General features: G+C 65.1%; 20 protein-coding genes. 8 read left to right on the top strand and 12 right to left on the bottom strand.

Features of this window, described 5'->3' with window-relative positions; genetic code table 11:
- Nucleotides 1-6: 6 nt before the first annotated feature.
- From BM345_RS23755 to BM345_RS23720, 8 genes are read right to left on the bottom strand one after another with little or no spacing between them, the layout of a single operon-like run.
- A complete protein-coding gene (locus BM345_RS23755; RefSeq protein ID WP_093384584.1) occupies nt 7-759 on the bottom strand; it encodes a class I SAM-dependent methyltransferase in 753 nt (250 codons plus the stop codon).
- 32 nt (nt 760-791) lie between these two features.
- Nucleotides 792-1799, bottom strand: coding sequence for a sulfonate ABC transporter substrate-binding protein (locus BM345_RS23750; RefSeq protein WP_093384580.1), 1008 nt, complete (start codon nt 1797-1799; stop codon nt 792-794).
- Between the two features lie 43 nt (nt 1800-1842).
- Nucleotides 1843-3198 (bottom strand): LLM class flavin-dependent oxidoreductase, encoded by a 1356-nt coding sequence (locus BM345_RS23745; protein WP_093384577.1) that lies wholly within the window; start codon nt 3196-3198, stop codon nt 1843-1845.
- Nucleotides 3195-4547 (bottom strand): sulfatase family protein, encoded by a 1353-nt coding sequence (locus BM345_RS23740; protein ID WP_093384574.1) that lies wholly within the window; start codon nt 4545-4547, stop codon nt 3195-3197. The genes BM345_RS23745 and BM345_RS23740 overlap by 4 nt, the downstream gene beginning before the upstream one ends.
- Nucleotides 4544-5641 (bottom strand): ABC transporter substrate-binding protein, encoded by a 1098-nt coding sequence (locus BM345_RS23735; protein WP_093384572.1) that lies wholly within the window; start codon nt 5639-5641, stop codon nt 4544-4546. The genes BM345_RS23740 and BM345_RS23735 overlap by 4 nt, the downstream gene beginning before the upstream one ends.
- A 44-nt stretch (nt 5642-5685) precedes the next feature.
- Nucleotides 5686-6471 carry an ABC transporter ATP-binding protein gene (locus tag BM345_RS23730; protein ID WP_093384846.1) on the bottom strand — a complete coding sequence of 262 codons (786 nt, stop codon included), beginning with the start codon at nt 6469-6471 and terminating at the stop codon, nt 5686-5688.
- A gap of 29 nt (nt 6472-6500) precedes the next feature.
- Nucleotides 6501-7322, bottom strand: a complete 822-nt coding sequence (locus BM345_RS23725; RefSeq protein WP_093384570.1) for an ABC transporter permease — start codon at nt 7320-7322, stop codon at nt 6501-6503.
- 16 nt (nt 7323-7338) lie between these two features.
- Nucleotides 7339-8178, bottom strand: a complete 840-nt coding sequence (locus BM345_RS23720; protein WP_093384568.1) for an ABC transporter permease — start codon at nt 8176-8178, stop codon at nt 7339-7341.
- 176 nt (nt 8179-8354) lie between these two features.
- Between BM345_RS23720 and BM345_RS23715 the strand changes: the two genes are divergently transcribed.
- Nucleotides 8355-9365 (top strand): SLAC1 anion channel family protein, encoded by a 1011-nt coding sequence (locus BM345_RS23715; protein ID WP_093384566.1) that lies wholly within the window; start codon nt 8355-8357, stop codon nt 9363-9365.
- Nucleotides 9366-10001: 636 nt separating this feature from the next.
- Here the strand turns inward: BM345_RS23715 and BM345_RS23710 are convergent.
- Entirely contained in the window at nt 10002-11477 is a 1476-nt protein-coding gene (locus tag BM345_RS23710) for an efflux transporter outer membrane subunit (RefSeq protein WP_093384563.1), read from the bottom strand.
- A 96-nt stretch (nt 11478-11573) separates the two neighbouring features.
- Between BM345_RS23710 and BM345_RS23705 the strand changes: the two genes are divergently transcribed.
- The 4 genes from BM345_RS23705 (at nt 11574) to BM345_RS23690 (ending at nt 17311) form a co-directional block, all read left to right on the top strand.
- On the top strand, nt 11574-12191 hold the full coding sequence (locus tag BM345_RS23705) for a TetR/AcrR family transcriptional regulator (protein ID WP_093384561.1): 618 nt from the start codon (nt 11574-11576) through the stop codon (nt 12189-12191).
- A gap of 84 nt (nt 12192-12275) precedes the next feature.
- Nucleotides 12276-13391 carry an efflux RND transporter periplasmic adaptor subunit gene (locus tag BM345_RS23700; protein ID WP_093384558.1) on the top strand — a complete coding sequence of 372 codons (1116 nt, stop codon included), beginning with the start codon at nt 12276-12278 and terminating at the stop codon, nt 13389-13391.
- The gene (locus BM345_RS23695; protein WP_093384555.1) at nt 13388-16465 is read left to right on the top strand and encodes an efflux RND transporter permease subunit; all 3078 of its coding nucleotides are present in this window, start codon (nt 13388-13390) and stop codon (nt 16463-16465) included. The genes BM345_RS23700 and BM345_RS23695 overlap by 4 nt, the downstream gene beginning before the upstream one ends.
- A 39-nt stretch (nt 16466-16504) precedes the next feature.
- Nucleotides 16505-17311 carry an oxidoreductase gene (locus BM345_RS23690; protein ID WP_093384552.1) on the top strand — a complete coding sequence of 269 codons (807 nt, stop codon included), beginning with the start codon at nt 16505-16507 and terminating at the stop codon, nt 17309-17311.
- 203 nt (nt 17312-17514) lie between these two features.
- Here BM345_RS23690 and BM345_RS23685 read toward each other — a convergent pair whose 3' ends face one another.
- The 3 genes from BM345_RS23685 to BM345_RS23675 form a co-directional block, all read right to left on the bottom strand.
- Entirely contained in the window at nt 17515-18084 is a 570-nt protein-coding gene (locus tag BM345_RS23685; protein ID WP_093384550.1) for a GNAT family N-acetyltransferase, read from the bottom strand.
- 133 nt (nt 18085-18217) lie between these two features.
- On the bottom strand, nt 18218-18535 hold the full coding sequence (locus tag BM345_RS23680; protein WP_139237598.1) for a hypothetical protein: 318 nt from the start codon (nt 18533-18535) through the stop codon (nt 18218-18220).
- Nucleotides 18536-18586: 51 nt separating this feature from the next.
- The gene (locus BM345_RS23675) at nt 18587-20122 is read right to left on the bottom strand and encodes a serine hydrolase domain-containing protein (RefSeq protein ID WP_093384544.1); all 1536 of its coding nucleotides are present in this window, start codon (nt 20120-20122) and stop codon (nt 18587-18589) included.
- A 607-nt stretch (nt 20123-20729) separates the two neighbouring features.
- Between BM345_RS23675 and BM345_RS23670 the strand changes: the two genes are divergently transcribed.
- The 3 genes from BM345_RS23670 (at nt 20730) to BM345_RS23660 (ending at nt 23926) form a co-directional block, all read left to right on the top strand.
- Nucleotides 20730-22331, top strand: coding sequence for a serine/threonine protein kinase (locus BM345_RS23670; protein WP_254789954.1), 1602 nt, complete (start codon nt 20730-20732; stop codon nt 22329-22331).
- 101 nt (nt 22332-22432) lie between these two features.
- Nucleotides 22433-23497, top strand: a complete 1065-nt coding sequence (locus tag BM345_RS30265) for an OmpA family protein (RefSeq protein WP_175545130.1) — start codon at nt 22433-22435, stop codon at nt 23495-23497.
- Between the two features lie 9 nt (nt 23498-23506).
- Nucleotides 23507-23926: a hypothetical protein gene (locus BM345_RS23660; RefSeq protein WP_093384540.1), complete on the top strand. Its 420-nt coding sequence runs from the start codon at nt 23507-23509 to the stop codon at nt 23924-23926.
- Nucleotides 23927-24400: the final 474 nt, after the last annotated feature.

Below are 24400 nucleotides of genomic sequence, written 5' to 3'. Positions count from 1 at the left end.
GCCGCTCTAGCCTGCGGCCTTGCGGCAGACCAGCAGCACTTCGTCCACGCCCTCCGTCGCCACCATTCCGGCAGCGAACTTCAGCTCGCTCTGGAAGCGCAGTGCGAGCGGCATGAGCGTACGGTTGTAGGTGCGCATGGCCTTTTCCGGATGGTGCGTGAGCCACCACATGCCCAGGTCGACCAGGCGTGAAGAGCGCGGCTTCATGCCGAACACCGCGCTGCGCTGCACCACCAGATGGTTGTCCGCCAGCTTCTCGAGCAGGCTGGCCGGTTCGTAACGCCGCTTGTGGCCGACGAAGTCGTCGAAGGCCGTCCAGTACGAGGGATGCAGCGGCGTCGAGATCAGCACGGTCGCACCCGGCCTGGCCACACGTGCCACCTCGCGCAGCGCGCCGTCACCGTCGTCCACGTGCTCGACGATGTCGAGCGCGCACACCAGGTCGAAGGCGCCGTCGGCGAAGGGCAGCGAGGTCACTTCGCCCCGCAGCGCCTGTCCGCCCCGCTCGCGAAGCACCGACAGCGCAGGATCGCTGATGTCCACGAAGTGCGTTCCCTCGATGGGCAGGCGCGGCCGCAGGCCCGGACCCACTTCGAGCCGGCGGTCTGCGTTCGGCAACAGGGAGCTGACGAGGGGCCAGGTGTTGAAGCGCTGCGGCTCGACCAGCGTGGCACCGGACCACAGCGAGTCGTAGAACCTGCGGTTCTTTTCCAGGAGCTCGTTCGCGTCCGCTGCCTGGGAAAGGCCTCGTTGCGTCATGCCGCCACTCTAGCAGCGGCGGGCAACGCCCCTCAGGGCCGTGCGGTCAATACCGCGTCGCTCACCTTGATGGGCTTGGGAATCAGCTTGAGCTGATGGAAGGTATCGGCGATCTTCTGCTGCGCGGCGATCACGTCGGGGGTGATGGGCTTCACGTTGAACTCGTAGCGCCGCAGGGCGGTTTCCACCACGTCCACCGGCAAGCCCTGCAGCGGCGCGATGAGCTCGGCCGCCTCGCGCAGGTTCTTCTTGAGCCAGATGCCCTGCGTGACCGAGTCCTCGAACAGCGCGTCGATCACCTGCGGATGCTTGCCGGCAAAGCCGCGCTCGGCCAAGTAGAACTGGTAGTTGTTGACCACGTCGGGCGCGCCATCGGCCAGCACGCGAGCGCCGGCGGCCTTCTCGGCGGCGGCCTGGAAGGGATCCCAGATCACCCAGGCATCGACATTCCTGCTTTCGAAGGCGGCGCGGCCGTCTGCGGGCGCAAGGTAGATGGGCTGGATGTCCGAGAACGCCAGCCCGTTCTTCTCCAGCTGCCGCACCAGCAGGTAGTGCACGTTGCTGCCCTTGTTCAGCGCCACCTTCTTCCCCTTGAGATCGGCCACCGTGCGGATGGGCGAATCCTTGGTCACCAGGATCGCCTCGGCCCGCGGCGCGGCCGGGTCGTGACCCACGTAGACGAAGCGTGCGCCCGCGGCCTGCGCAAAGATCGGGGGTGCCTCGCCCACATAGCCCACGTCCACTGCGCCGACGTTCAGGCCTTCGAGCAGCTGGGGGCCGGCCGGGAACTCGATCCATTTCACCCCGAAGCCCAGGGGTGCCAGCTTCTTCTCCAAGGTGCCCTGTGCCTTCTGCAGAACGAAGAGGCTGGCCGACTTCTGATAGCCGATGCGCAGTTCGCCGCCCTGCTTCTTCGCCTGCGCAAAGGCGGCTCCAGGAAGCAGCGTGGTCAGGATGAGCGCAAGCAGCAGCAAGACCGCAGTGGCCAGCCGCCTTGCCGAGGCGCTGGCCTGGTGCGCTGAGTGGATCGATGTCGACATGGAAGTGTCCCTCGCAGACGTGGTGGATGAAAGATGTGCGGCCTCAGTCGCCGAGCGCCGCGGCAGTGCGTGCGTGGACGTTCTCGGGTCGCGGCAGGCCCAGGTGCCCGCGCAGGGTGCGCTGCGCGTACTCGCGCCGGAACAGCCCGCGGCGCTGCAGCTCGGGCACCACCAGCCGGGCAAAGTCCTCCAGTCCGGAGGGCAGCGTCGGCGCCAGGATGTTGAAGCCATCGGCCGCGCCGCTCTTGAACCAGTGCTCGATCTGGTCGGCGATGGTTTCGGGCGTGCCCACCGCGGTCCAGTGGCCACGCGCGCCGGCCATGCGCTCGTAGAGCTGGCGGATGCTCAGGCCTTCGCTCCTGGCCAGGCCCTTGAACAGCTCGGCGCGGCTCTTCCAGCCCTCGGTCACGGGCAGGTCCTGCGGGAAGGGGCCGTCCAGCGGATAGGCCGACAGGTCGACGTTGCCGAGGAAGGTGGACAGCAGGCCCACGCCCAGCACCGGATCGATGAGGCCTTGCAGCTGCTCGAACTTCTCACGGGCTTCCTGCTCGGAGCGCCCGACGAAGGGCGACAGGCCGGGCAGGATCTTGAGCGAATCGGGCGATCGGCCGAAGGCCGGCAGGCGCCCCTTGAGCGAGCGGTAGAAAGCCGCGGCACTCTCCGGCGTCTGCTGCGCGGTGAACACCAGCTCCGCCGATGCCGCCGCCAGGTCCTGCCCGTCATCGGAGGAGCCTGCCTGCACGATCACGGGATGCCCCTGCGGCGAACGCGGCGTCTGAAGGCCGCCTGCCACCCTGAAGTGCTCGCCCTCGAAGTCCACGCGGTGCAGGCGCTGGGGATCGAAGAATCGGTTGGCCGCCTTGTCGTGGATGAAGGCGTCGTCCTCCCAGGTGTCCCACAGGCCCTTGACGATCTGCACGTACTCGCCGGCCCGCGCGTAGCGGTGCGCATGCGTCAGGCCGAAGCTGCGGGCCTCGAAGTCGCTGCCAGAGGTGACCAGGTTCCAGCCGCTGCGCCCGCCGCTGAGCTGGTCCAGCGTGGCGAACTTGCGCGCCAGGTGGTAGGGGGGCAGGTAGGTGGCCGACACCGTGGCGACCAGGCCGATGTGCGTGGTGGCCTGCGACAGCGCCGCCAGCGTGAGCGTGGGCTCCATCGGATACCACAGCGCATTCTTCGCCAGCCCCTCGTCGGGCGGGCCGGGCAGGCCCACGTTGCCGGCGAAGAAGATGGCGTCGAACTTGGCCGCTTCGGCGATGCGCGCCCAGCGCTTGAGCGACTCGATGTCGCTGGCCGCCCGCGGGTCCACCTCCGGGTGGCGCCACGCCGCCAGGTGATGGCCCACGCCGAAGAAGAAGGCGCCCAGGTGCAGCTGGCGCGCTTTTGATGCAATGGCGCTCATGCGGGGCGGCCGGCCGGCCGGCTGCTGCGCGTGAGGCTGTGCGGCACGTAGCGGTCGGCCTGGATGTCCGGGGTCACGCCATGGGTGAAGACCCCCTCGGTGATGGGCAGGAAGCCGCCGTTCCACGCTTCCCATTGCGCACGCAGGCGCTGGAACACCTCGGGATGGCGCTCGCGCAGGTTAGCGCGCTCGCGCTGTTCGACGGCCACGTCGAAGAGAAATTCGTTGTCGTTGATCTTCAGGTACTTCCAGTCGCCGTCGCGCAGCGCGCGCTGCGACTGCGCCTTGTAGCGCCAGTAGAGCGTGCGCGCATGCACCGGCGCCTGTCCTTCGAGCACCGGCAGGATGTTCTCGCCGTCGCTGGGATAGTCCGGATGCGGCGCCAGGCCGGCTGCGGCCAGCAGCGTGGGCAGCCAGTCGAAGCTCATGGTCACCTGCTGCTGGACCTGGGGCTGGAGGCGGGCACGCCAGCGCAGCAGCGTGGGCACGCGCAGGCCGCCTTCGAGCAGCTCGGTCTTCTGGCCGACGAAAGGCCAGGTCTTGGAGAAGCGCTCGCCGCCGTTGTCGCTGGTGAAGACCACGAGGGTGTTCTCGCCGAAGCCCTGCGCGTCGAGCGCAGCCAGCACCTGCCCGACCGCGGCGTCCAGCGCCTGCACGATCTCGCCGTACTTCTTCAGGCTGCCGCCGTCGTAGTGGAACAGGTCCTTGATGTCGCGCGAGACCTGTTCGTCGTCCGGCCCTTCCCACGGCCAGTGGGGTGCGGTGAAGTGCAGCGAGAGGAAGAAAGGCGTGCCCGGCACTTCCGCGCGCTCGCGGATGTAGGCGCTGGCCTCGTCCGCCAGGATCTGCGTGTAGTAGCCGGTGCGCTCCACCGGCACCTCGCCTTCCCACAGGTCGCGCGGCACCTGGGCGCCCACGGCCGGCTTGTGGGTGAAGTAGTCGACGGCGCCGCTGTGATTGCCGAAGAAGCGGTGGTAGCCGCTCTTCTGCGGGCCGTACTCCGGCGGCCGGCCCAGGTGCCATTTGCCGATGAGCGCCGTGTGGTAGCCCGCCGCCTTCAGCAGCGAAGGCAGCGTGGGATGCGAGGGCGGCAGCCCCAGGCCCTGGCCGCCGCTGGCGATCGGCTCCTCCAGCCCCCCGCGCAAGCGGTATTGGTAGCGCCCGGTGATGAGCGCGAAGCGGGTGGCCGAGCACACGGCGGAGTTGGCATAGGCCTGCTCGAAGCGCACGCCCTGCCCTGCCAGCCGGTCCAGGTGCGGCGTGGCGAATGCAGTCTGGCCGTACACGCCCAGGTCGGCCCAGCCGAGGTCGTCGGCCAGGATGAAGACGATGTTGGGCTGGCTGCTCATCGCTGCGCCACCAGGCCTGCGGCGTTCGTCGGCGTCCAGAAAGACTCCAGCCTGAGTTCCTTCAGCGCGGCATTCAGGAAGCTCGGGTCGGCCCAGGCCTGGGCGTCGAAGGTCTGGCGGATGATGCCGACCTTGCGCGCGCCGTCGATGACGTCGGCGTAGTGCGAAACGAAGCCGCTGTCGAGCAGGGGCGAATAGCGCTCCTTGATGAGCGTGCCCTCGAAGTCGCTCGCGAAGAGCGCCACCGGCAGGCCGCTGATCTCGTGGAAGCGGTTGAAGAGTGCGCCACGCTTGCCCTCGTCCAGCGAGGCCGCGTGGGCCTGCTGCACCAGCACCTTGACGAGGCGGGTCACCAGCTGCGGGTACTTCTTCGCGAAGTCGTCGGTGACGATGGTGCCGGAGTTGATACCGTAGATCGGGCCCTTGCCGCGCGTGCTCACCGGGATGTCGGCCGTGCCGGCCAGCTTGAGCAGTTGCAGGTCCGAGCCGCCGAAGGTGGCGTCGATGTCCTTGCTCACCACCGCTGCCTTGGAAGTGGGCCAGTCGAGGTTGGTGAAGCGCACGTCCTTCTCGGTCAGGCCCTGGTCTTCCAGCAGGCGGTTGAAGGTGAGCTGGTAGGCGGTGCCGCGCAGCACCGCCACGCGCTTGCCCTTCAGGTCCTTGAAGCTCTGGATGTTCGAGCCCAGCGCAGTGGCGAGGTAGCTGTTGCTGCCGCGGCCGCCGGCGCTCACCAGGCGCGTCTTCAGGCCGCTGGCGCGGCCGATCACGCCGGCCAGGTCGCCCAGGAACACCACGTCGAGCTGCCCGGTGGCCAGCGCTTCGTTGATGGCCGGACCGGCGCCTTTGAAGAACTTCCATTCGACCTTGATGCCGTCCTTCTCGAACTCGGCTTCCAGCGCCTTGCTGGCATAGGCCAGCGATGCCGGGCCGGCGCCCAGGAAGGACTTGCCGGCGCTGCCCTGCTCGGGCGCGGCCAGGCGGATCACCTGCGGAAGGTCGGCTGCCTGCGAGGCGCCGGAAGCCAGCAGGCCGGCGAAGGCCAGCGAGGCGGCCAGCAGCGGACGGCGGGCGATGGAGAAGCTGTGTCGTGTCATGGGTGCATCCGGAAAATGAGAGATGAAGGATTCGGTGAGGGGACTCAGGCGGGCTCGGCGAGCAGCGCTTCCTCGCGGGCGCCGAACTGCGCCAGCACCTCCTGCTTGACGCGGGCGAACTCGCTGGACGCGCGCTCGCGCGGATGCGCCAGCGGCACCGGAACGATGCGGCGCACGCGCCCGGGGCGTGGCTCCATCACCACCACCTTGTCGCCCAGGAACACCGCCTCTTCCACGTCGTGCGTGACCAGGATGGTGGTGATGCCCTCGGCCTGCCAGATGCGCTGCAGCTCCTGCTGCAGGTGCGCGCGCGTGATCGCATCCAGCGCGCCGAAGGGCTCGTCCAGCAGCAGGATCTCGGGCCGGTTCACCAGCGCGCGGGCAATCGCCACGCGCTGCGCCATTCCGCCCGAGAGCTGGTGCGGCCAGGCGCTCTCGAAGCCCTTGAGGCCCACCAGCGCGATGTGCTCGCGCACCGCCTGGCGCTTCTGCCCTTCGGTGAGATCCGAGTTCAGCAGCCCCAGCGCAATGTTGTCCTGCACCGTGAGCCAGGGAAAGAGCCGGTGCTCCTGGAACACGATGCCGCGGTCCAGGCTGGTGCCCACCACGCGGCGCCCGTCCAGCAGCACCTCGCCCTGGTAGTCCTGCTCCAGGCCGACGATGAGCCGCAGCAGCGTGGACTTGCCGCAGCCGCTGGTGCCCACGATGCTCACGAACTCGCCCGGCTCGATGCGCAGGTTGATGTCCCGCAGCACCTGCAGCGGCGCGCCCTCCACCTCGTATTGCTTGTTCAGTTGCCGGATCTCCAGCGTGCCTGCGTTGTTTGCCATGAATCCCATTCCTCCGTGCCTTGTCGTTTTCAGAATTGCGCGACCGATTGGCCGCGCCAGGCCAGCGCGCGGCGTTCCAGGCGCGTGGCGATCCAGTTGAGGGTGAAGCCGACCAGGCCCACGACGATCACGCCGAAGATGACCAGGTCCATGTGGAAGTGCTCGCGGCCATCGACCATGGTGTTGCCGATGCCCTTGCCGGCCACCAGCAGGTACTCGGCGCCCAGGGTGGCCAGCCAGGCATAGATGAGCGCCAGGTGGATGCCCGCGAAGATGGAGGGCGAGGCACTGGGCAGCACCACGCGGCGCAGCATCTGCGCGCGCGAGAAGCGCAGTACCCTGCCCACCTCGATGAATTCGCGCGGCACGCTGCGGATGCCCTCGAAGGTGTTGAGCACCACCGGGAAGAAGGCCGCCAGCGAGAGGAACGCCACCTTGGCGGCATCGCCCAGGCCGAACCACACCGAGATGAGCGGGATCCAGGCGAACAGCGAAATCTGCTTGAGCGTGTGGAAGCTCGGCCCCACGGCGCGCTCGAAGCCGCGCGAGAAGCCCAGCACCGCGCCGAACACCAGCCCCCCGGTGGCGCCTATGGCAAAGCCCGCCAGGTTGCGCCACAGGCTCGCGCCCAGCGCTACCTGCAGCTCGCCGCTGGCCGCATAGCGCACGCCGCGCTCCCACACCGCCGCGGGCGAGACGAGCAAGGGGGAACTGCTCCACTCGAAGCGGAAAGCCATCCACCACACCAGAAGCAACGCCAGGGGCAGCACCCAGCCACGCAAGGGCTTGGGCACTCGCTGGAAGAAGCGCGCAATGCGCCCGCCGCCGGTTGCGGATCGAGTCTGGGTCATATCGGAGAGCCTTGTTCTAGAAGCCGGCGCGACGCCAGCGCGTGAGGCGCGTTTCGATGCGGGCCAGGGCGCGGTCGAGCACGAAGCCCACCGCCCCCACCACCACCACCGCGGCCAGCACCACGTCCAGCTGGAAGAGCTGGCGGCCATAGACGATGAGGAAGCCGATGCCCTCGCTCGATGCCAGCAGCTCCACCACCACCAGCGAGAGCCAGGCGTGCGTGAAGCCGTAGCGCACGCCGTTCCAGATCGGCCCGAAGGCCGAGGGGAACACCACCTTGGTCAGCAACTGCCAGCGCGTGAAGCGCAGCACCCGCGCCACCTCGATGTAGCGGGTAGGCACGCCCTCGATGCCCTTGTAGGTGTTGAGCGCCACCGGCACCAGCGCCGCCTTGGCGATCAGGATGATCTTGAGCGCCTCGTCGATGCCTACCAGCAGCATCAGCAGCGGCAGCCAGCCCAGCACCGGGATCTGGCTGAAGGCCTTGAAGGTGGGATGGACGTAGTCCTTGAAGGTGGGCCACAGGCCCATCGCGATGCCCAGCAGCATGCCGGCGGCCAGCCCCACGCCGAAGCCCGCGAACACGCGGACAAGGCTCACCTGCAGGTGGCCCCAGATCTCGCCGGTGCGGAACAGGTCGACCAGCGTGGCCAGCACCGCTTCTGGCGAGGGCAGCACCTGCGGTGCGATCCATTCGAAGTGCGCGCCCAGCCACCACAGCAGCAGCACCGCCAGCGGAAAGGGCCAGCCCGCCAGGCGCGGTGCCAGGCGGCGCCAGGCCGCCCAGGCGGCAGGACCCGTCGCCGCGTGCGCGATGCGCAGCGGCAACTCGGGTGAAGAGGATGAGGCGGTCATTCGGAACAAGGTCGGCCGTGGCGGCCATGCAAAGGGCGCCATTGTCGAAAGCCCGCCTTGGAAATGGAACGACGCAGATTTGGTTTGCATATAGCTAACTAAACCGAGGCAGCGTTCGTGAGGAACCTCCGTGGGAAGATGCGGCAATTGCCGATTCCGGAAAGCAGGCGCCCCCGATGGAAGCACACACCAAGGAAGCAGTCGCGAGCAAGGTGCCGTCGCCGGACTCCGCGCTGGCACACCTGCCCGTGGGCCTGTTCGGCTCTGCCACCGGCATCGGCGGTCTAGGCGCGGCATGGCACCTGGCGCACCACGACTTCGGACTGCCCGGCTGGCCGTCGGCCTTGCTCGCCACGATCTCGCTGCTGGTCTTTGCCGCCATGTCGGCCGCCTACCTGGTGAAGCTATTGACCGCGCCCGAGGCGGTGCGGGCCGAGTTCGCCCACTCGGTCAGCGGCAGCCTGTTCGGCCTGATACCGATCGCGCTGATGCTGCTGCCGATTCCGCTCGTGCCGCTGGCTCCGCGGCTCGCGATGACGCTGTGGGCGGTGGGTGCCGTCTCGTGCCTGGGCTTCACGGCCTTCACGCTGTATCGCTGGATGAGCGCGCGCCAGCAGGCCGAGCTGGCCCTGCCGGCCTGGATCATTCCGGTGGGCGGGCCGCTGAACCTTCCGATCGCCATGCCGGCGCTGGGCCTGGACCCTCTCCAGGAACTGGCGATGTTCGCCTTCGCCATCGGGATCTTCTTCTCGGTGCTGGTCTTCGCGCTGGTGTTCTCGCGCCTGCTGTTCCAACTGCCGCCGCCGCAGCAGGCCTTGCCGGCGCTGCTGATCCTGACGGCGCCTTTCTCGATCGGCTCGTCCGCCTACCTCGTCGTCACCGGACACGGCGACCTGTTCTCGCAATCCCTCTTCATGGTCGACCTGCTGCTGCTGTGCGTGCTTGCCCCCTTGCTCACGCACCTGCCGCGCTGCTGCCCGTTCAGGGTGTCCTGGTGGGCAGTGAGCTTTCCGCTGGCGGCCGCGACGGTCGCATCGCTGCACTTTGCAGCGCTGCGACCGAACCGCGTCAACGAGGGCATTGCGCTGATGCTCCTGGGCGTCACGACCCTGGTCGTGCTCTGGCTGATGCTGAGGACGATGCTGGGACTCTTGCGGGGAGAACTACGGCTACTGGTCGGCGCGTGAGATGCACGGGCGAGGTCGCCGCGCGTGTGGGGAGCCGTGGTTGTTTAGCGCACCGCTTCCAGCATCGACAGGCACCGTGCATCAAGTGCGATCCTTGGCTTGGCCGAACTGGTCAAGGTTGCTGAGCGCATCGGCGCTAGTGGTCGGAGTTGTGAACGAGCGCCTCGTGTTGGCGCGGACGACGGCTCGGCGCCCTTTGCTGTCGTACACGCGGATGAGCCTGAAGGGCTGGTCTTTGCGACCAATGCAGTCATCGCACGAACTCTGCCACCTGGGGCCTGCGCACTCTTTGCAAATCTATCGGTCCCGATCGTGTGCTTGCCGTGGTCTGTTAGTAAAGCGGGCCGTTCTTCGCACCGGCTTTAGCCGCCGAAGATGGCAGCCGAGGGGCTCCTCGCGAGCCCGCCGGCTATTTACTTCGGGAGTCACCAAAGACGGCACGGAAGTCGGGTCGCCCACCCTACCAGCAGGCTCGACGAGAAGTTCGTCCTGCCTGTCAATGGCCCTGGTATGGCGTGCGCAAGGAATACTCGCAACTTCTTGAGTGAACTCTTGGGTGAGCCCAACCACGCCAACCGCAAGTTCGACGACATCTGCAATAAGTGCCACAGCGTCGGATCCCGAAGCCCTTGATGCTCAGAGATGGTTGGCAATTCGAAATGCCTCCGCAGTAGATTGCCGGTCCGGTTGCCAACCCCCGCCCAGTGCCTTGAAGGCGATGATCGCGGCATGTGCTGACGCGGTTTGCGCTTGTGCTCGCGCATCGGAGGCACGCAGCAGGTTTTCGTCTGCTTGCAGTACTTCGATCAGGCTGACCACACCTTTTTGGTATGCGGCAAACGAAGCGCCTCGCGCGCGACTGAGCGAATCCACTCCCTGCGCGAGCAGCTCGGCCTGTTCCTCGCGCTTGACCAGGGCCGAGAAGGCGTTTTCCACGTCCTCGGTTGCTCGCAGCACAGCCTGCCGATAGGCGGCCAGCATCTCGACCTCCTGGCCCCTGGCCTGGTCGATCTGCGCGTCGATGCGGCCGAAATCGAATAGACGCCAGCGCAGGCCCAGCACCCCGGTGCCCTGGCTCGCACCGCTGGTGAACAGGTTGCCGCCGGACACCGATGTCGCGCTGCCGATCAGTCCACCGAGCGAGAGCTTGGGGTAGTACTCGGCCATGGCTACGCCAATCCGGGCGTTCGATGCGGCGAGTCGGCGCTCGGCTGCGATCAGATCGGGCCGGCGCTGGAGCAACTCGCCCGGGGACCCCGCGTCTGTGATCTGCGGGGCGACGGGGATCGCGCCGGCATCGGTCAATTCCGCTCGGTGTGTGCCCGGGAGAGAGCCCAGCATCACATCCAGCGCGTTCATGGCCGCCTCCAGACCTGCCTCGAGGACCGGGACGGACGCCCCGACCTGGGCGAGCGCCCCTTCGACCTGCCGCACCTGGAGTTCGGCTGCCAGCCCCTTGCCATAAAGGAGGTTGACGGTTGAGAGCAACTGCTGCTGTGTTCGTAGCTGCCCGCGTGCGACGTCGAGACGGGTCTGCAATCCACGCACGCTGACATAGATGTCGGCGGTCTGTGCCGCCACTGCCAACCGAGTCGCGGCCGCGCCTGCCTCCGAGGCCTGGTATTCGGCAATCGCCGCTTCGCGCCCACGGCGCAGGCCACCGAAGATGTCCAGCTCCCAGCTCGTGCCGAGATTGGCCTCGTAGGCATTCCCGTAGCGATCGAAACCTGGCGTCGAGTTCAGGACCTGTCCCAGCTGGGTTTCGATCGACTGATAGGCCCTGGCTGCCTGGGCGCTGATGTTGCCGGAAGGCAGCAGCGCGGCGTTCGCCGCGCCGAGTCCCGCGCGCGATTGGGAGATGCGCGCGGACGCCTGCGCGAGATCGAGGTTTTGCACCAGCGCGAGCGTCACGAACCGCGTCAGTTGCGGGTCGCCGAACCCCGTCCACCATGCCAGGAGGTCGGCGCTGGCGGTGGCATGGCGTTGATCCAGCGCGGCTTGGCCCAGGTACGTTGCGGGCATAGGCGTGTCAGGTCGGACATAGTCGGGACCGACGGCGCAGCCCGCCGAAAGGCTGGCAACGACGAACATGGCAAGGATGCGTTGGGACATGGCGTTCTTCCAGAGCAAAGGATCTTCTAGAAGTGACTATAATACGGATTGGTCACTTGTTGTTGATTTGTGACTGTGACGGTAAGCTGTCGAGCCATGAGCAAAGCAATCACCACCACCGTCTCGGCCCGCGGACCGGCCGATCACGAGGTGCGAGACCAGATCGTTGCCGCAGCAACTGAGCACTTCAGCCGCTACGGCTACGAAAAGACGACCGTCTCCGACCTGGCCAAGGCCATCGGGTTTTCCAAGGCCTACATCTACAAGTTCTTCGAATCCAAGCAGGCCATCGGCGAAATGATCTGCGCCAACTGCCTGCGGGACATCGAAGCCCAGGTACGAGCGGCCGTCGACGGCGTCGACCGCCCCCCCGAGAAGCTGCGCCGGATGTTCAAGGCGGTTGTCGAGGAGAGCCTTCGCCTGTTCTCCGAGGATCGGAAGCTGTACGAAATTGCGACTTCGGCCGTCACCGAACGCTGGCAGGCAGTGCTCACGCATGAGGAGCGCATCCGGCAATTGCTGCACGAGATCCTGCGCGAGGGGCGAGAGACCGGGGAGTTCGAGCGCAAGACGCCGCTCGACGAGGCGGCGAGAGCCATCTACTTGGTCCTGCACCCTTACGTCAATCCGCTGCTCCTGCAGCACAGCTTCGATTACACCGACGAGGCGCCGGCCCAACTCTCGAGCCTGGTGCTGCGCAGCCTTTCTCCCTGAGACCGGATTTTATCGGTGACGCTTGACTAATATGGTCACTAGTATCAACATGGAGGCCCTGCTCACTTAGTCAACGGGTCATTCATGCTTCGGCGCCGCCTGGTTACATCGACAGTCCTCTGTGTATTGCCATTTGCGTTGGTTGCTTGCGGCGAAAAACCGTCATCCGATCCGCGCACCGAAGCGCCGCTGGTGCGTGCCGCCATCGTCCAGGAGGCAATTCCCGCGTCACGTTCCTTCACCGGGACCGTAGCCGCTCGCGTCCAAAGCGATCTGGGCTTCCGCATCTCCGGCAAGGTGCTGGAGCGGCTCGTCGATGCGGGGCAGGCCGTCAAGCGCGGCCAGACCCTCATGCGTGTCGACCCCGCCGATCTGAAGCTTGCTGCGCGCGCGCAGCAGGAGGCGGTCGCCGCTGCGCGGGCGAGGGCGCAGCAGACGGCGGAGGACGAAGCCCGCTACCGCGATCTGCGCGGAACCGGCGCGATCTCGGCCTCGGCCTACGACCAGGTGAAGGCTGCGGCAGACGCAGCCAAGGCCCAGCAGAGTGCTGCCGAGGCGCAGGCCGAAGTCGCGCGCAACGCGAACCGCTATACCGAGTTGGTGGCCGATGCCGACGGCGTCGTCCTGGAAACGCTGGTCGAGCCGGGCCAGGTCGTGAACGCCGGGCAGGTCGTGGTGCGCGTGGCCCACGCCGGCCGCCGCGAAGCCGCGATCCAACTGCCGGAAACGTTGCGCCCATCGGTCGGTTCCGCCGCACAGGCCACGCTCTTCGGCAGAGAGGGCGTGGCCGTTCCGGCCAAACTCCGGCAGCTTTCGGATGCGGCGGATCGACAGACCCGCACCTTCGAGGCGCGATATGTGCTGGAAGGCGGACTGGCCGATGCGCCGTTGGGTACCACGGTCACCATCCGGATTCCGGATGATCAATCGTCCGGCCAGGGTGGCTTGCAGGTGCCCATCGGATCCCTGTTCGACGCGGGCAAGGGGCCGGGGGTGTGGGTCATCAGCGGCGAGCCGGCGAAGGTTCACTGGCGGCCGGTGACGGTGCAGCACCTGGATGACGACAGCGCGCGCATCGCGGGCCAGCTCAAGCAAGGAGACCGGATTGCCGCACTAGGCGCACACCTGCTGCAAGAAGGCGTGCAGGTGCGGGTGGCCGGCCAGGCTACCACGGTCGAGGCTGCTGGGGTTCGTCCGTGAGCGAAGGGCGTTTCAACCTGTCGGCGCTCGCGGTACGAGAGCGCTCAATCACCTTGTTCCTGATCTGCCTGATCTCGATGGCCGGGCTCGTTTCATTTTTCAAGCTGGGCAGGGCGGAAGACCCGGCCTTCACGGTCAAGGTGATGACCATCATTACCGCCTGGCCCGGGGCGACCGCGCGGGAAATGCAGGACCAGGTGGCCGAGAAGATTGAAAAGCGCATGCAGGAGTTGCGCTGGTACGACCGTGTCGAGACCTACACAAGACCGGGCCTCGCGTTCACGACCCTGACCCTGCTTGACAGCACGCCACCTTCGCAGGTGCAGGAGCAGTTCTACCAGGCCCGCAAGAAGGTCAGCGACGAGGCAGGCAATCTCCCATCCGGCGTGATCGGCCCGATGGTCAACGACGAGTACGCAGACGTCACCTTTGCGCTGTTCGCGCTCAAGGCCAAGGGCGAGCCGCAGCGCCTGCTGGTGCGGGATGCGGAAACGCTGCGCCAGCGGCTGCTGCACGTTGCGGGGGTAAAGAAGGTCAACATCATCGGCGACCAGCCCGAACGCATCCACGTCGAGTTCTCGCATGATCGCCTGGCCACACTGGGCATCAGCCCACAGGACGTGTTCGGCGCGCTCAACGGCCAGAATGCCCTGACGCCGGCGGGCTCCGTCGAAACCAAGGGGCCGCAGGTGTTCATTCGCTTGGACGGCGCCTTCGATGGACTGCAGAAGATTCGCGACACGCCGGTGGTGGCGCAGGGCAGCACCCTCAAGCTGTCGGACATTGCCACCGTCAAGCGTGGCTACGAAGACCCGGCGACTTTCATGGTCCGCAACGGCGGCGAGCCGACCCTCCTGCTGGGCGTCGTCATGCGGGAAGGCTGGAATGGGCTCGACCTGGGCAAGGCACTGGATCACGAGGTCGCCGCGGTCAATGCCGAGCAGCCCCTGGGCATGAGCTTGACCAAGGTCACAGACCAGTCCGTCAATATCAGTGCCGCGGTCGATGAGTTCATGGTCAAGTTCTTTGCCGCACTGCTGGTGGTCATGCTGGTGAGTTTCCTGAGCATGGGCTGGCGCGCGGGCCTCGTGGTCGCTGCCGCCGTGCCGCTAACCCTGGCGGTGGTCTTCGTCGTGATGGCCGCGACCGGCAAGAACTTCGACCGCATCACGCTGGGCTCGCTGATCCTGGCGCTGGGCCTCTTAGTGGACGACGCCATCATCGCCATCGAAATGATGGTGGTGAAGATGGAGGAGGGCTACGGTCGCGTGGCCGCCTCGGCCTACGCTTGGAGCCATACGGCAGCGCCAATGCTCTCGGGCACGCTGGTCACCGCCGTGGGCTTCATGCCCAATGGCTTCGCGCCGTCCACCGCGGGCGAATACACGAGCAACATGTTCTGGATCGTCGGCATTGCGCTGATCGCGTCCTGGGTGGTCGCGGTGGTCTTCACGCCCTACCTGGGTGTCAAGCTGCTGCCTGACTTCAAGAAGGTTGAAGGCGGCCACGCCGCGATCTACGACACGCCGCGCTACAACAGCTTGCGCCAGGTGCTTGCGCGCGTCGTCGCGCGCAAGTGGTTGGTGGCCGGCGCGGTGATCGGCCTGTTCGTTGCGGCCATTCTGGGCATGGGCGTGGTCAAGAAGCAGTTCTTCCCGATCTCCGACCGCCCCGAAGTTCTGGTCGAGGTGCAGATGCCCTATGGCACCTCGATCGTGCAGACCAGCGGCGCCGCGGCAACGGTGGAGGCTTGGCTGGCCAAGCAGCAAGAGGCGGAGATCGTCACGGCCTACATCGGGCAGGGCGCGCCGCGCTTCTACTTCGCGATGGGCCCCGAGTTGCCCGATCCCTCGTTTGCCAAGATCGTGGTCCGCACCGGCAGCCAGGAAGAGCGCGAGGCGCTAAAGCATCGGCTGCGCCAGGCGATCGCCGATGGCCTGGCCTCCGAGGCGCGCGTACGCGTCACGCAACTCGTGTTCGGCCCGTACTCGCCGTTCCCGGTCGCCTACCGGGTCACGGGGCCGGACGCGGACGAGCTGCGCAAGATCGCGACCGAGGTTCGGCAGGTCATGGATGGGAGTCCGATGATGCGCACGGTCAGCACCGACTGGGGAACGCGCACGCCTACCCTGCACTTCAATTTGAACCAGGACCGGTTGCAGGCCATGGGACTGACTTCCAGCGCAGTGGCGCAGCAACTGCAATTCTTTCTGAGCGGCGTGCCCGTCACCGCGGTGCGCGAGGACATCCGCACAGTGCAGGTGGTGGCCCGTTCGGCAGGCGCCATCCGGCTCGACCCGGCGAGGATCGCGGACTTCACGCTGTCAGGCACCAACGGGCAACGCATCCCGCTGTCGCAGGTGGGCGAGGTCGAGGTGCGCATGGAAGAGCCGATCATGCGCCGGCGCGACCGCATGCCGACTATCACCGTGCAGGGCGACATCGCCGATGGCCTGCAGCCACCGGACGTGTCGGCCGCCATCACGCAGCGGCTGCGGCCCGTCGTGGACAAGCTGCCGGACGGCTACCGCATCGAAGAGGCCGGCTCCGTCGAGGAATCGGGCAAGGCGACCAAAGCCATGTTGCCGCTGTTCCCGATCATGCTGGCGGTGACGCTGCTCATCATCATCTTTCAGGTGCGCTCGATCTCCGCGATGGTCATGGTCTTTCTCACCAGCCCGCTGGGGTTGATCGGCGTCGTGCCGACGCTGATTCTTTTCCGACAGCCTTTCGGCATCAACGCGCTGGTCGGACTGATTGCTCTGTCGGGCATCCTGATGCGCAACACCCTGATCCTGATTGGGCAGATCCACCACAACGAACAGGCGGGACTGGACCCCTTTCATGCGGTCGTCGAGGCCACCGTGCAGCGTGCCCGGCCGGTGATCCTGACAGCGATGGCGGCCATCCTCGCCTTCATCCCGCTGACCCATTCGGTGTTCTGGGGGGCGCTCGCGTACACGCTGATCGGCGGCACTCTCGCGGGGACGGTCCTGACGCTGGTATTCCTGCCCGCCATGTATTCCATCTGGTTCAAGATCAGGCCCGGCAACAGCAGCCGGCCTGCGCACTGACCTGCTCTTCATTCCATTCACCTGCATCGAGGAACTGCAATGTCGAATTCAACAGTTGTCGTGGTTACCGGCGTGTCATCGGGCATCGGACGCGTCGCCGCCCTGAAGTTTGCCAAGCGGGGTTGCCAGGTATTCGGCACCGTACGCAACATCGCGAAGGCGCCCGCATTGCCGGGTGTCGAGCTCGTCGAGATGGATGTTCGCGACGACGCGTCCGTTCAGCGTGCAATCCAATCCATCCTCGGCCGGACCACGCGCATCGACGTGCTCGTCAATAGCGCGGGAACAACCCTGATCGGTGCGGTGGAGGAAACGGCGACCGCCGAGGCCCAGGCGCTGTTTGACACCAACGTTCTCGGCATCCTGCGCACCACCCAAGCCGTGCTCCCGCATATGCGAGCGAAGCGCCGCGGGCGGATTGTCAATGTCAGTTCTGTGCTCGGCTTTCTCCCGGCCCCTTACATGGGCCTCTATTCGGCATCCAAGCATGCTGTAGAAGGACTTTCTGAAACCCTTGATCACGAAGTGCGCCAGTTCGGCATCCGCGCCACCCTGGTCGAGCCGGCCTACACGAAGACCAACCTGGAAGCCAATTCGCCCCGTGCGAAGTCGAGAATCCCGGACTATGACCGCGAACGCGAGCTCGCATCGCGCGCAGTCGCCGACAGTGTCAGCAGTGCTCCCGAGCCCGATGGTGTGGCAAGCGCGATCGTCGAAGCAGCGCTTGGCGGGTGGCATATGCGGATCACTCCGTCCGGACAGGCATCCTTGTTGAGCAAACTGCGCCGCTTCATGCCCGCCGGCCCTGTCGATGCAAGTCTGAGGAAAAAACTTGGACTCGCCTGAAGACCTGGCACAGACGGTTGCTTTCGAGGCAGCCGTGCAACATGCGATGCCATGCGCTTGAGTCATCTGGCTCTCGCAAGAGGTCTGCGGCATTCGCGAACAGTGGATGTCGATGTGTTGAACTTCGCGGATCAATATTGATTGCTAGCTGCCCCAGAACCCGACATTCTCGGGAGGCCCTGCGAAGGACTGCTGCTGGCCGACTACGGCGATCCGCCAGCGAACTGAAACCATCTCTTGCGGCTAAGTCTATACAAGCAGTGTCTTTTCAGTTCGCTACCGTCCAACGCCGGGTTGGGGTAGTCGAAGTCCGAGTCTGCATTGGTCATCCCAACGCGTTCCATCACCGCACGGGAGGCAAGGTTGATGCTCGCCGTGAACGAAACTATCTCTTGGAGCCCCGCTTGCTCGAACCCAACGCGTAGTGCCGCCATGGCGCCTTCGGTCGCATACCCCTTGCCCCAATGCTCCCGGGCCAACCGATAGCCAAGTTCGACACAGGGCATGAACGTCAGAGCACGCCTTGGGACGGTCAGACCGATGAAGCCGATGAAGGTCCCAGATGCCCGGGTCTCGACAGCCCAATTGCTCCAGCCTCGGTTATCGAGTTCTGCGCTCCACCTTTCAATATCGTGGTCGCTACCCTTGCGAGACTGCAGACCTGGGAAGAAGCGCATCACCAGGGGGTCCACGTTCAGGGCAGCATACGGCTCGCGATCATCCTCCTTCCACTGCCGAAGTCGCAAACGCTCAGAGATGATTTCGATTGCCATATTGATTGGGTCTCGGCCCCGAGTGTCTGTTTACGAGAAAATTGAGAGGTTCCGACGGGTCTTGGCCGCATTCCGCCGGAGTCACTCCCGCCAATTCTTGCCCAAACCGACACTGCTCGCCGACCGGCAAGGGCTATGCAGACCGGAACTGGCCGGGACACCCTTCGGTTGTGTGCGTTCCTTGAATCTCAGCCTTGTTGCGCGCTCTCAGTTCAGTCTGGAACTGAATAATCTTGGCGGGAGGTGTCGCACGACACATCACCATCAGAACCCTTTGTGGGTTGCGACGCACCACTTCATCCACCACAGGAGTCGCGAGCGTCGACCTGACGCTGCCCACTTGATACGCATCAGGAGTGATGCGCACCTCAACAACCTCCGTCTGAGGCGTCCCGGCGCAACCGGCGAGAACCAAGGATGCAATGACGGTCACACTTCCAACGAGCTTCATCAGTCCCTCCATCTGCTTGTACGTGGCCGCCTGCGGCACTTGCCCGTTCCATCAATGCGAAGGCACCGCCTGCACCAACGTCGAAAGCGCTGCCCCAAATCCGACCGACGACCTTGGCGCTCCCTTGTCGAAGCCCATCCGCACCACCACCAGATCATGCGAGGGGATGATCACGACGTACTGGCCGCCTGAACCAAGCATGTAATACGCCGACCGAGGAACAGGCAACGCCCCGGTGCCGTTGAGCCAGAAAAAGCCGCCGTAGATGGGTCTTTTGTCGGCTTCCCAGGCAGGCGCCACCGTCCGAACAAAGTTGACGAACCCCTCGGGCAGGATGCGCTCGCCGTTGGACACGCCATCTTGTAGGTAGAGATTGCCAAGCCGTGCCCAATCACGCGCAGACATGAATTCATAGCCCTGCGTGAGGAAATTGCCGTAGGGGTCCGTCTCCATGGTCATGGTGCGGATGCCAATCTTGTCGAACAAGTTGCGCTGGGGAAACGACAGGTACTGTTCGCCGCGCTTCTCCACGGCGAGTCGTATCAGGTAGCTTGCCAGTACCGGCTCGGTGTTGCGGTAGCGGCCCACGGTATTCGGCGGCCATTGCTGTGGTCGCGTCGCAGCGTAGCTGAACGAATTGACGCGGCCGGTATACAGAAAGGTGTGGTCAGGGTAGGTTCCGTCGGGATCGAAGTCCGGATCGTCCGGCGCCTTCAGGCGCAGTCCGCTCGACATTCGCAGGATGTCGGAGATGCGGATGGCCTGCCGCCCATCGCCTGCAGTTTGCCACTCTGGAATGGGCGCAGCCTGGTCAAGCGAGTAGGCACCCTGCTGGATAAGAACGCCCATGAGCGTCCCGACCACACTCTTGCCCATGGACCAGGATTCCAGCGGCGTGGTGGGCGCGATCCCGCTCATATATCGCTCGCCGACGATCTGGCCCTTGTAGGTAACTACAAATGCCGTCGTATACGCATCCGGCAGCGAGAACGCTGCGTCCAAGGCCTGTGCCACCTTGAGCGAGTCAACGCCGGCCGGCAACGACGCAGGTAGCACATCGCCCATTGGCCAAGGCTGAGTGCTTGCGGGCGGCAGTGCACTGGTGACAGTAACCGGGGTAAAGAGCACATCGCTCGAGTTCGGCGGCAGCGTCACGCAGCCTTGCGACCCGGTATAGCGTGCTGTCAGGGTTGGCCCGCCGGGAATGGTGATGCGAACTTCTTTCTTGGCGCGATCCACGACTGGCTGGCCGACCTTCTTGCGCTGGTCGTACGGTCCGGTGAAGTACCCAACGCTCTCTGCTGCCACATTGGGGTCCAGCCCGGTGATGAATACGGCTGAACACATCGTCTTGGCGTAGCCGGAGGTGTGATGCTCCAGGACGTTGCCGGGAGGCGGTACGTAGGGCGTATCGAGCTCAAGTGCTTTCGCGCGGGCAATGAGCGCCTCGCGCGACGGCAGCTCCGCAGGTCCCTGCGACGAACCGTTGCCGCCTCCGCCTCCGCCTCCGCCGCCACCGCAGGAGGCAAGTGCAAGGACAAGGCCTGCTGCTGCAATTCCAGGAAGACATCGGGCAGTTCGAGGCATGAAGGCTCCGGTGATAGGGCCGCCGGATTGTGTCTCGTCCCCCTTGCTGTGCCAATGCAGTGGCACAGCCTGCACGTGATCTATCTGATGGGCTCAAGTGCTTTTTTTAGGCCGTCCTCATCTTCATCGCATCTTGAAGTTCACCCACCAACGGGTCGCAGTCATCTTCTTTGCCCATATATGGGCAGGATGTCAACGGCGCTGAAAAGTCTTATCGCCGCAGACCGTGAGATCCGTCACGGACGATGTACCGCGGAATGTAAAAAGACGTATCCGGCGCCGATGCGTCAGGTAATACTTTGGCATGGTGTTCAAGAAATCAGGATCGAGGGGCGGACCCGCGGAAGTACGTCTCGTGCACGCGGCTCGCCGATTCCTGACTTGCGAAGACTGACTTCGGGCCGCAATGCACACGCAAGCCCGTTCCGTTGAGGCGTGGTGCCCGAAATGCGGTGCGCGAAACCGTGCGGCTGCCAAATTTTGCAACTCCTGTGTCGAGCCCTTGGCCGGGCCTCGAGCGCTTGCGCTCTCCCCTGCGTATGCGCCCACGATGGTGCAGAGTCGGGAGCAGGCGACCCCGGATGGCGAGCGCGTCGGGAAGGCGGCCGTGGCTCGACTCGCGCTTCCGGCAGGCACGCTGATCGAGGGCTTCGAGATCCTGCGTCCGCTGGGTGAGGGCGGTTTCGGAATCGTCTATCTGGCGTGGGACGCGTTGCTCGAGAGGCACGTTGCGATCAAGGAATACATGCCTTCGACGCTTGCCCTTCGCGGCGCCAATTCGCTCCAGGTGGCAATACGGTCCGAAGGGCATCGGAGCACTTACGAAGCGGGCCTCAAGAGCTTCCTCAATGAGGCACGGCTGCTCGCCAAATTCGACCATCCGGCATTGCTGAAGGTCTTCCGCTTCTGGGAGGGTCATGGGACGGCGTACATGGCGATGCCCTACTACGACGGGCCGACGCTGAAGGAGGCGCTGGCCGGCGAACCGATGGCGCCTTCGGAGGAGGAAGTGCGCGCGTGGTTGCATCCGCTGCTGGATGCGCTTTCGGTTCTTCATCGCGAAGACTGCCTGCATCGCGACGTCTCGCCGGACAACATCATTCTGACCAGCGCCGGCCCCGTTCTGCTGGATTTCGGCGCAGCCCGGCACGTCATTCACGATATGACGCAGAGCCTGACCGCCGTACTCAAACCCGGTTTCGCGCCCATCGAGCAGTATGGTGGTGTGATCAACCAAGGGCCGTGGACTGATCTGTATGCCGTCGCGGGCGTCGTCTACTACGCCCTCACCGGCCAGGTGCCGCCCGCCGCCGCCGCGCGAGTGGTGAGTGATGCTTTCACGCCGCTTGGCCAAACGCATGCAGGTTCCTACTCCAGCGCGTTTCTTCACGCCATCGACGCGACGTTGTCGCTGCGGCCGCAGGGAAGGCCGCAAGATGCGGCCCAGTTTCGCGCGCTGATAGGTCACCTGCCGGTGCAGGAACCGACATCCGCGTCCGCCTCTGCGGCGTCGCCACTGATCGCGATCCCGCGAGTGGCAAAGAAACCAGAGTCGCCACTGGAACCCGACTCGTACGCCGAAAAAGAGGGCCAGTTCGCCCTCGAGCCCGAACCGTCGCACGTTGCTGCGTTGGAAGTAACTGCTTTTCAGCCGCTCGTGTCAGGAGCGCCTTCCGCGCAGCAGGCGCGGCCGCAGCGCAACCGGTTCAGATGGGGCGCAGCGGCGCTGGTCGTCGCAGTGACTTGCAGCGGCGCGTGGTGGGTGGCCTCGCGTCCGGCGACTCGTGCGGCGGAGGTTCAGACGCAGGCTGCGCCATCGGCGGTGCAAACGCCTGCCCTGTCGCTACCTGCGCAACCGCTGCAGTCGCAAGCGGCGCCAGAGCCTGCAGCACCCGCAGCACCTGCAACTGCAGCACAACTCACGACTGCTGCGTCTCCGTCCGCACCGGTCCAGTCGCCAAGGCCTGCAAGTCGGCCGGCCGCACTGCCCAAAACCACCGCCGCTGTTCCCGCGCGGCTTCACGCGCCTGCCGATCGCCAAGTCTCAGCATTGGAGACCAAGCAGAACGTAGCGCCGATGGCACCGGAATCGACGCTCCTTCTCTCGGACGCAAAGCGGATGCAGCGGTGCTCGGATCTGGTTTTCAAGGCTTCGTTGGAGAGTCTGACTTCCGACGAGGTGGCATTTCAGAAGAATTTATGCAAATGAGATTGTCAATGGCGTCATGGCCGCTACTCGGGGCGCTGACGCTAGGTGTGTGTGGCCTTGCCAGCCTGTCCGCTTGCAGCAGCCCACCGGTCGTCCAAGCCGTGTCCTTTGACCAGGCCGCGACGAATGCCGCCAACGCGTTGGTGGAACAGCTACAAGGCATTGCGGGTGGCGCCTCGGATCGCCACGCGGTCATTCTGGACCCCACACTGGACGCCGAAAGCGGGCAACAGACGTCGGCGACGCAGCAACTGGATCGCATCATCGGCAATCGGGTGATGCAAGCCCGGCAGTTGGATTGGATTCCATTTGACGCTGGCGGCCTCGCGCGAGCGCGCTTTCTTGTCGTGGGATCGTTGGCGCGCGCACCAGGTGGCCATCGGATCAATCTGGCACTTGTAAACGTTCAAAGTGGCATCGTCGTAGCCCAATCCTCGGCGCTGGCGCGGCTCGATACAGCGGACATGAAGCCGCTCAACTACTACCGCGACAGCCCCGTGGTAGTGAATGACGACTCGATTGAAGCCTACATCCGCACCAGCACCGCGAGCACGGGCCAGAAGGCCGATGCGAGTTACCTTTCACGTATCGGTGCGGCAGCGACGATCAACGAGGCGACCAAGCTCTACAACGCCGGGCGCTACCGCGAGGCGCTTGCGGAATATCGACGGCTGGCGGCGACTCCCACAGGCTACCAAATCCGGGTTCTGAACGGGGTGTACCTGAGCAATGCCAGGTTGGGACGCAGCTCGGACGCCGAGGACGCCTTTGGCAAGCTCGTGGCATACGGTCTGGCACAAAGGAGCCTGAGCGTGAAGTTTCTATTCAGCCCCGGGAGCACTGATTTCTGGTCGGATTCCCGGCTCACGAGCGCTTATGGCATGTGGTTGCGCCAGATTGCCAGGCAGGCGAGCAACTCCGAGGTATGCATGGACATCGTCGGGCATACCAGCCGCACCGGGCCGGAGGAAGTCAACGACAACTTGTCGTCCCGACGCGCCTCGTTCATCAAGAACAAACTAACCATTGAATCCGGGGAACTCGGAGCTCGCACCCGCACTGTTGGGATGGGCTCGAGACAGAACCTCGTGGGAAGCGGCACAGACGACGTCGTCGATGCGCCAGATCGTCGCGTGGATTTCACGATTGTCGATTGCAAGAGCTGAGGAGAGAGCATGGACACGATGCTGAACATCGAGCGGGCGTTGCACGAGTTGGACCAGGCGATGGGAAAAGCAAGGTCCGATCGAGGGGCGGTGCCTTTCTATGGTCCGACTCTCCTCGCCTCGATGAATGAGAAGGACCAGGCCATGGCGCTGCAGGCCGAGCAAGCACGCTACCAGCAGGACCCCGAGGACTCGGCAATCTTCTTCTGTCTGAACGCCGCGATCTCCTTGCTCGAAGTGAGCCAGGTGCTGCTCCAGCAGCAGACTTCAATGACGCCTATCCAGCGCGAGCGACAGTGGAAGACGCTGGTGCTCTACACCAAGACCGCGGGGCGCTCCGCTTACAGGGCGGCATCAATCCTGGCCGATCAGAAGGACTATGGATCAGCGCCTGACACGCCGGCGCGTCCGCTTCGTCCACGCGCCTGAGGCCATAGGTGCGCCGGCATGCTGGAGAAGCGCTCGAGTTCCATGACCTCCGCTGCTGCAGAAAGAGCATGAATCTCGCCCTCCTTCGTCACTGCTTCTCGATCTTGGCCGAATCGGCGACTCGACCCCAAAGCGCCGAGTTCTCTCGCTGCACGCGGTTGCGCCAACCAAGCATCGGTCGCTCGCCGCGTGCCATGAGGCGCCGAATCTCCATGAGAGCGAAAGTCCAGCGCTGACCTTCTTCAACGGCACAAGCAGCGATCACGGACGCGGTCCGCTCATGGCGGGTCCCGAACAAACAAGAAGCAGGCAGCACCGAATAGCGAACCGTTAACCTTTGTATGAGCGGGCGCTGAGCCTGTACAGTGCTTCATCAATGAGGAGATGTAATGGATGCCTCCCTCCCTACGGGGACAGCAAGAGCAGGAGCACGGAGATGAGCAGCTTGGCTGTTCTGGGCGGCTGGCTTGCCTG

Source organism: Variovorax sp. OV329 (assembly GCF_900114785.1).
Taxonomy (GTDB): Bacteria; Pseudomonadota; Gammaproteobacteria; order Burkholderiales; family Burkholderiaceae_C; genus Variovorax.
This window is presented reverse-complemented; position numbering and strand designations above follow the sequence as displayed.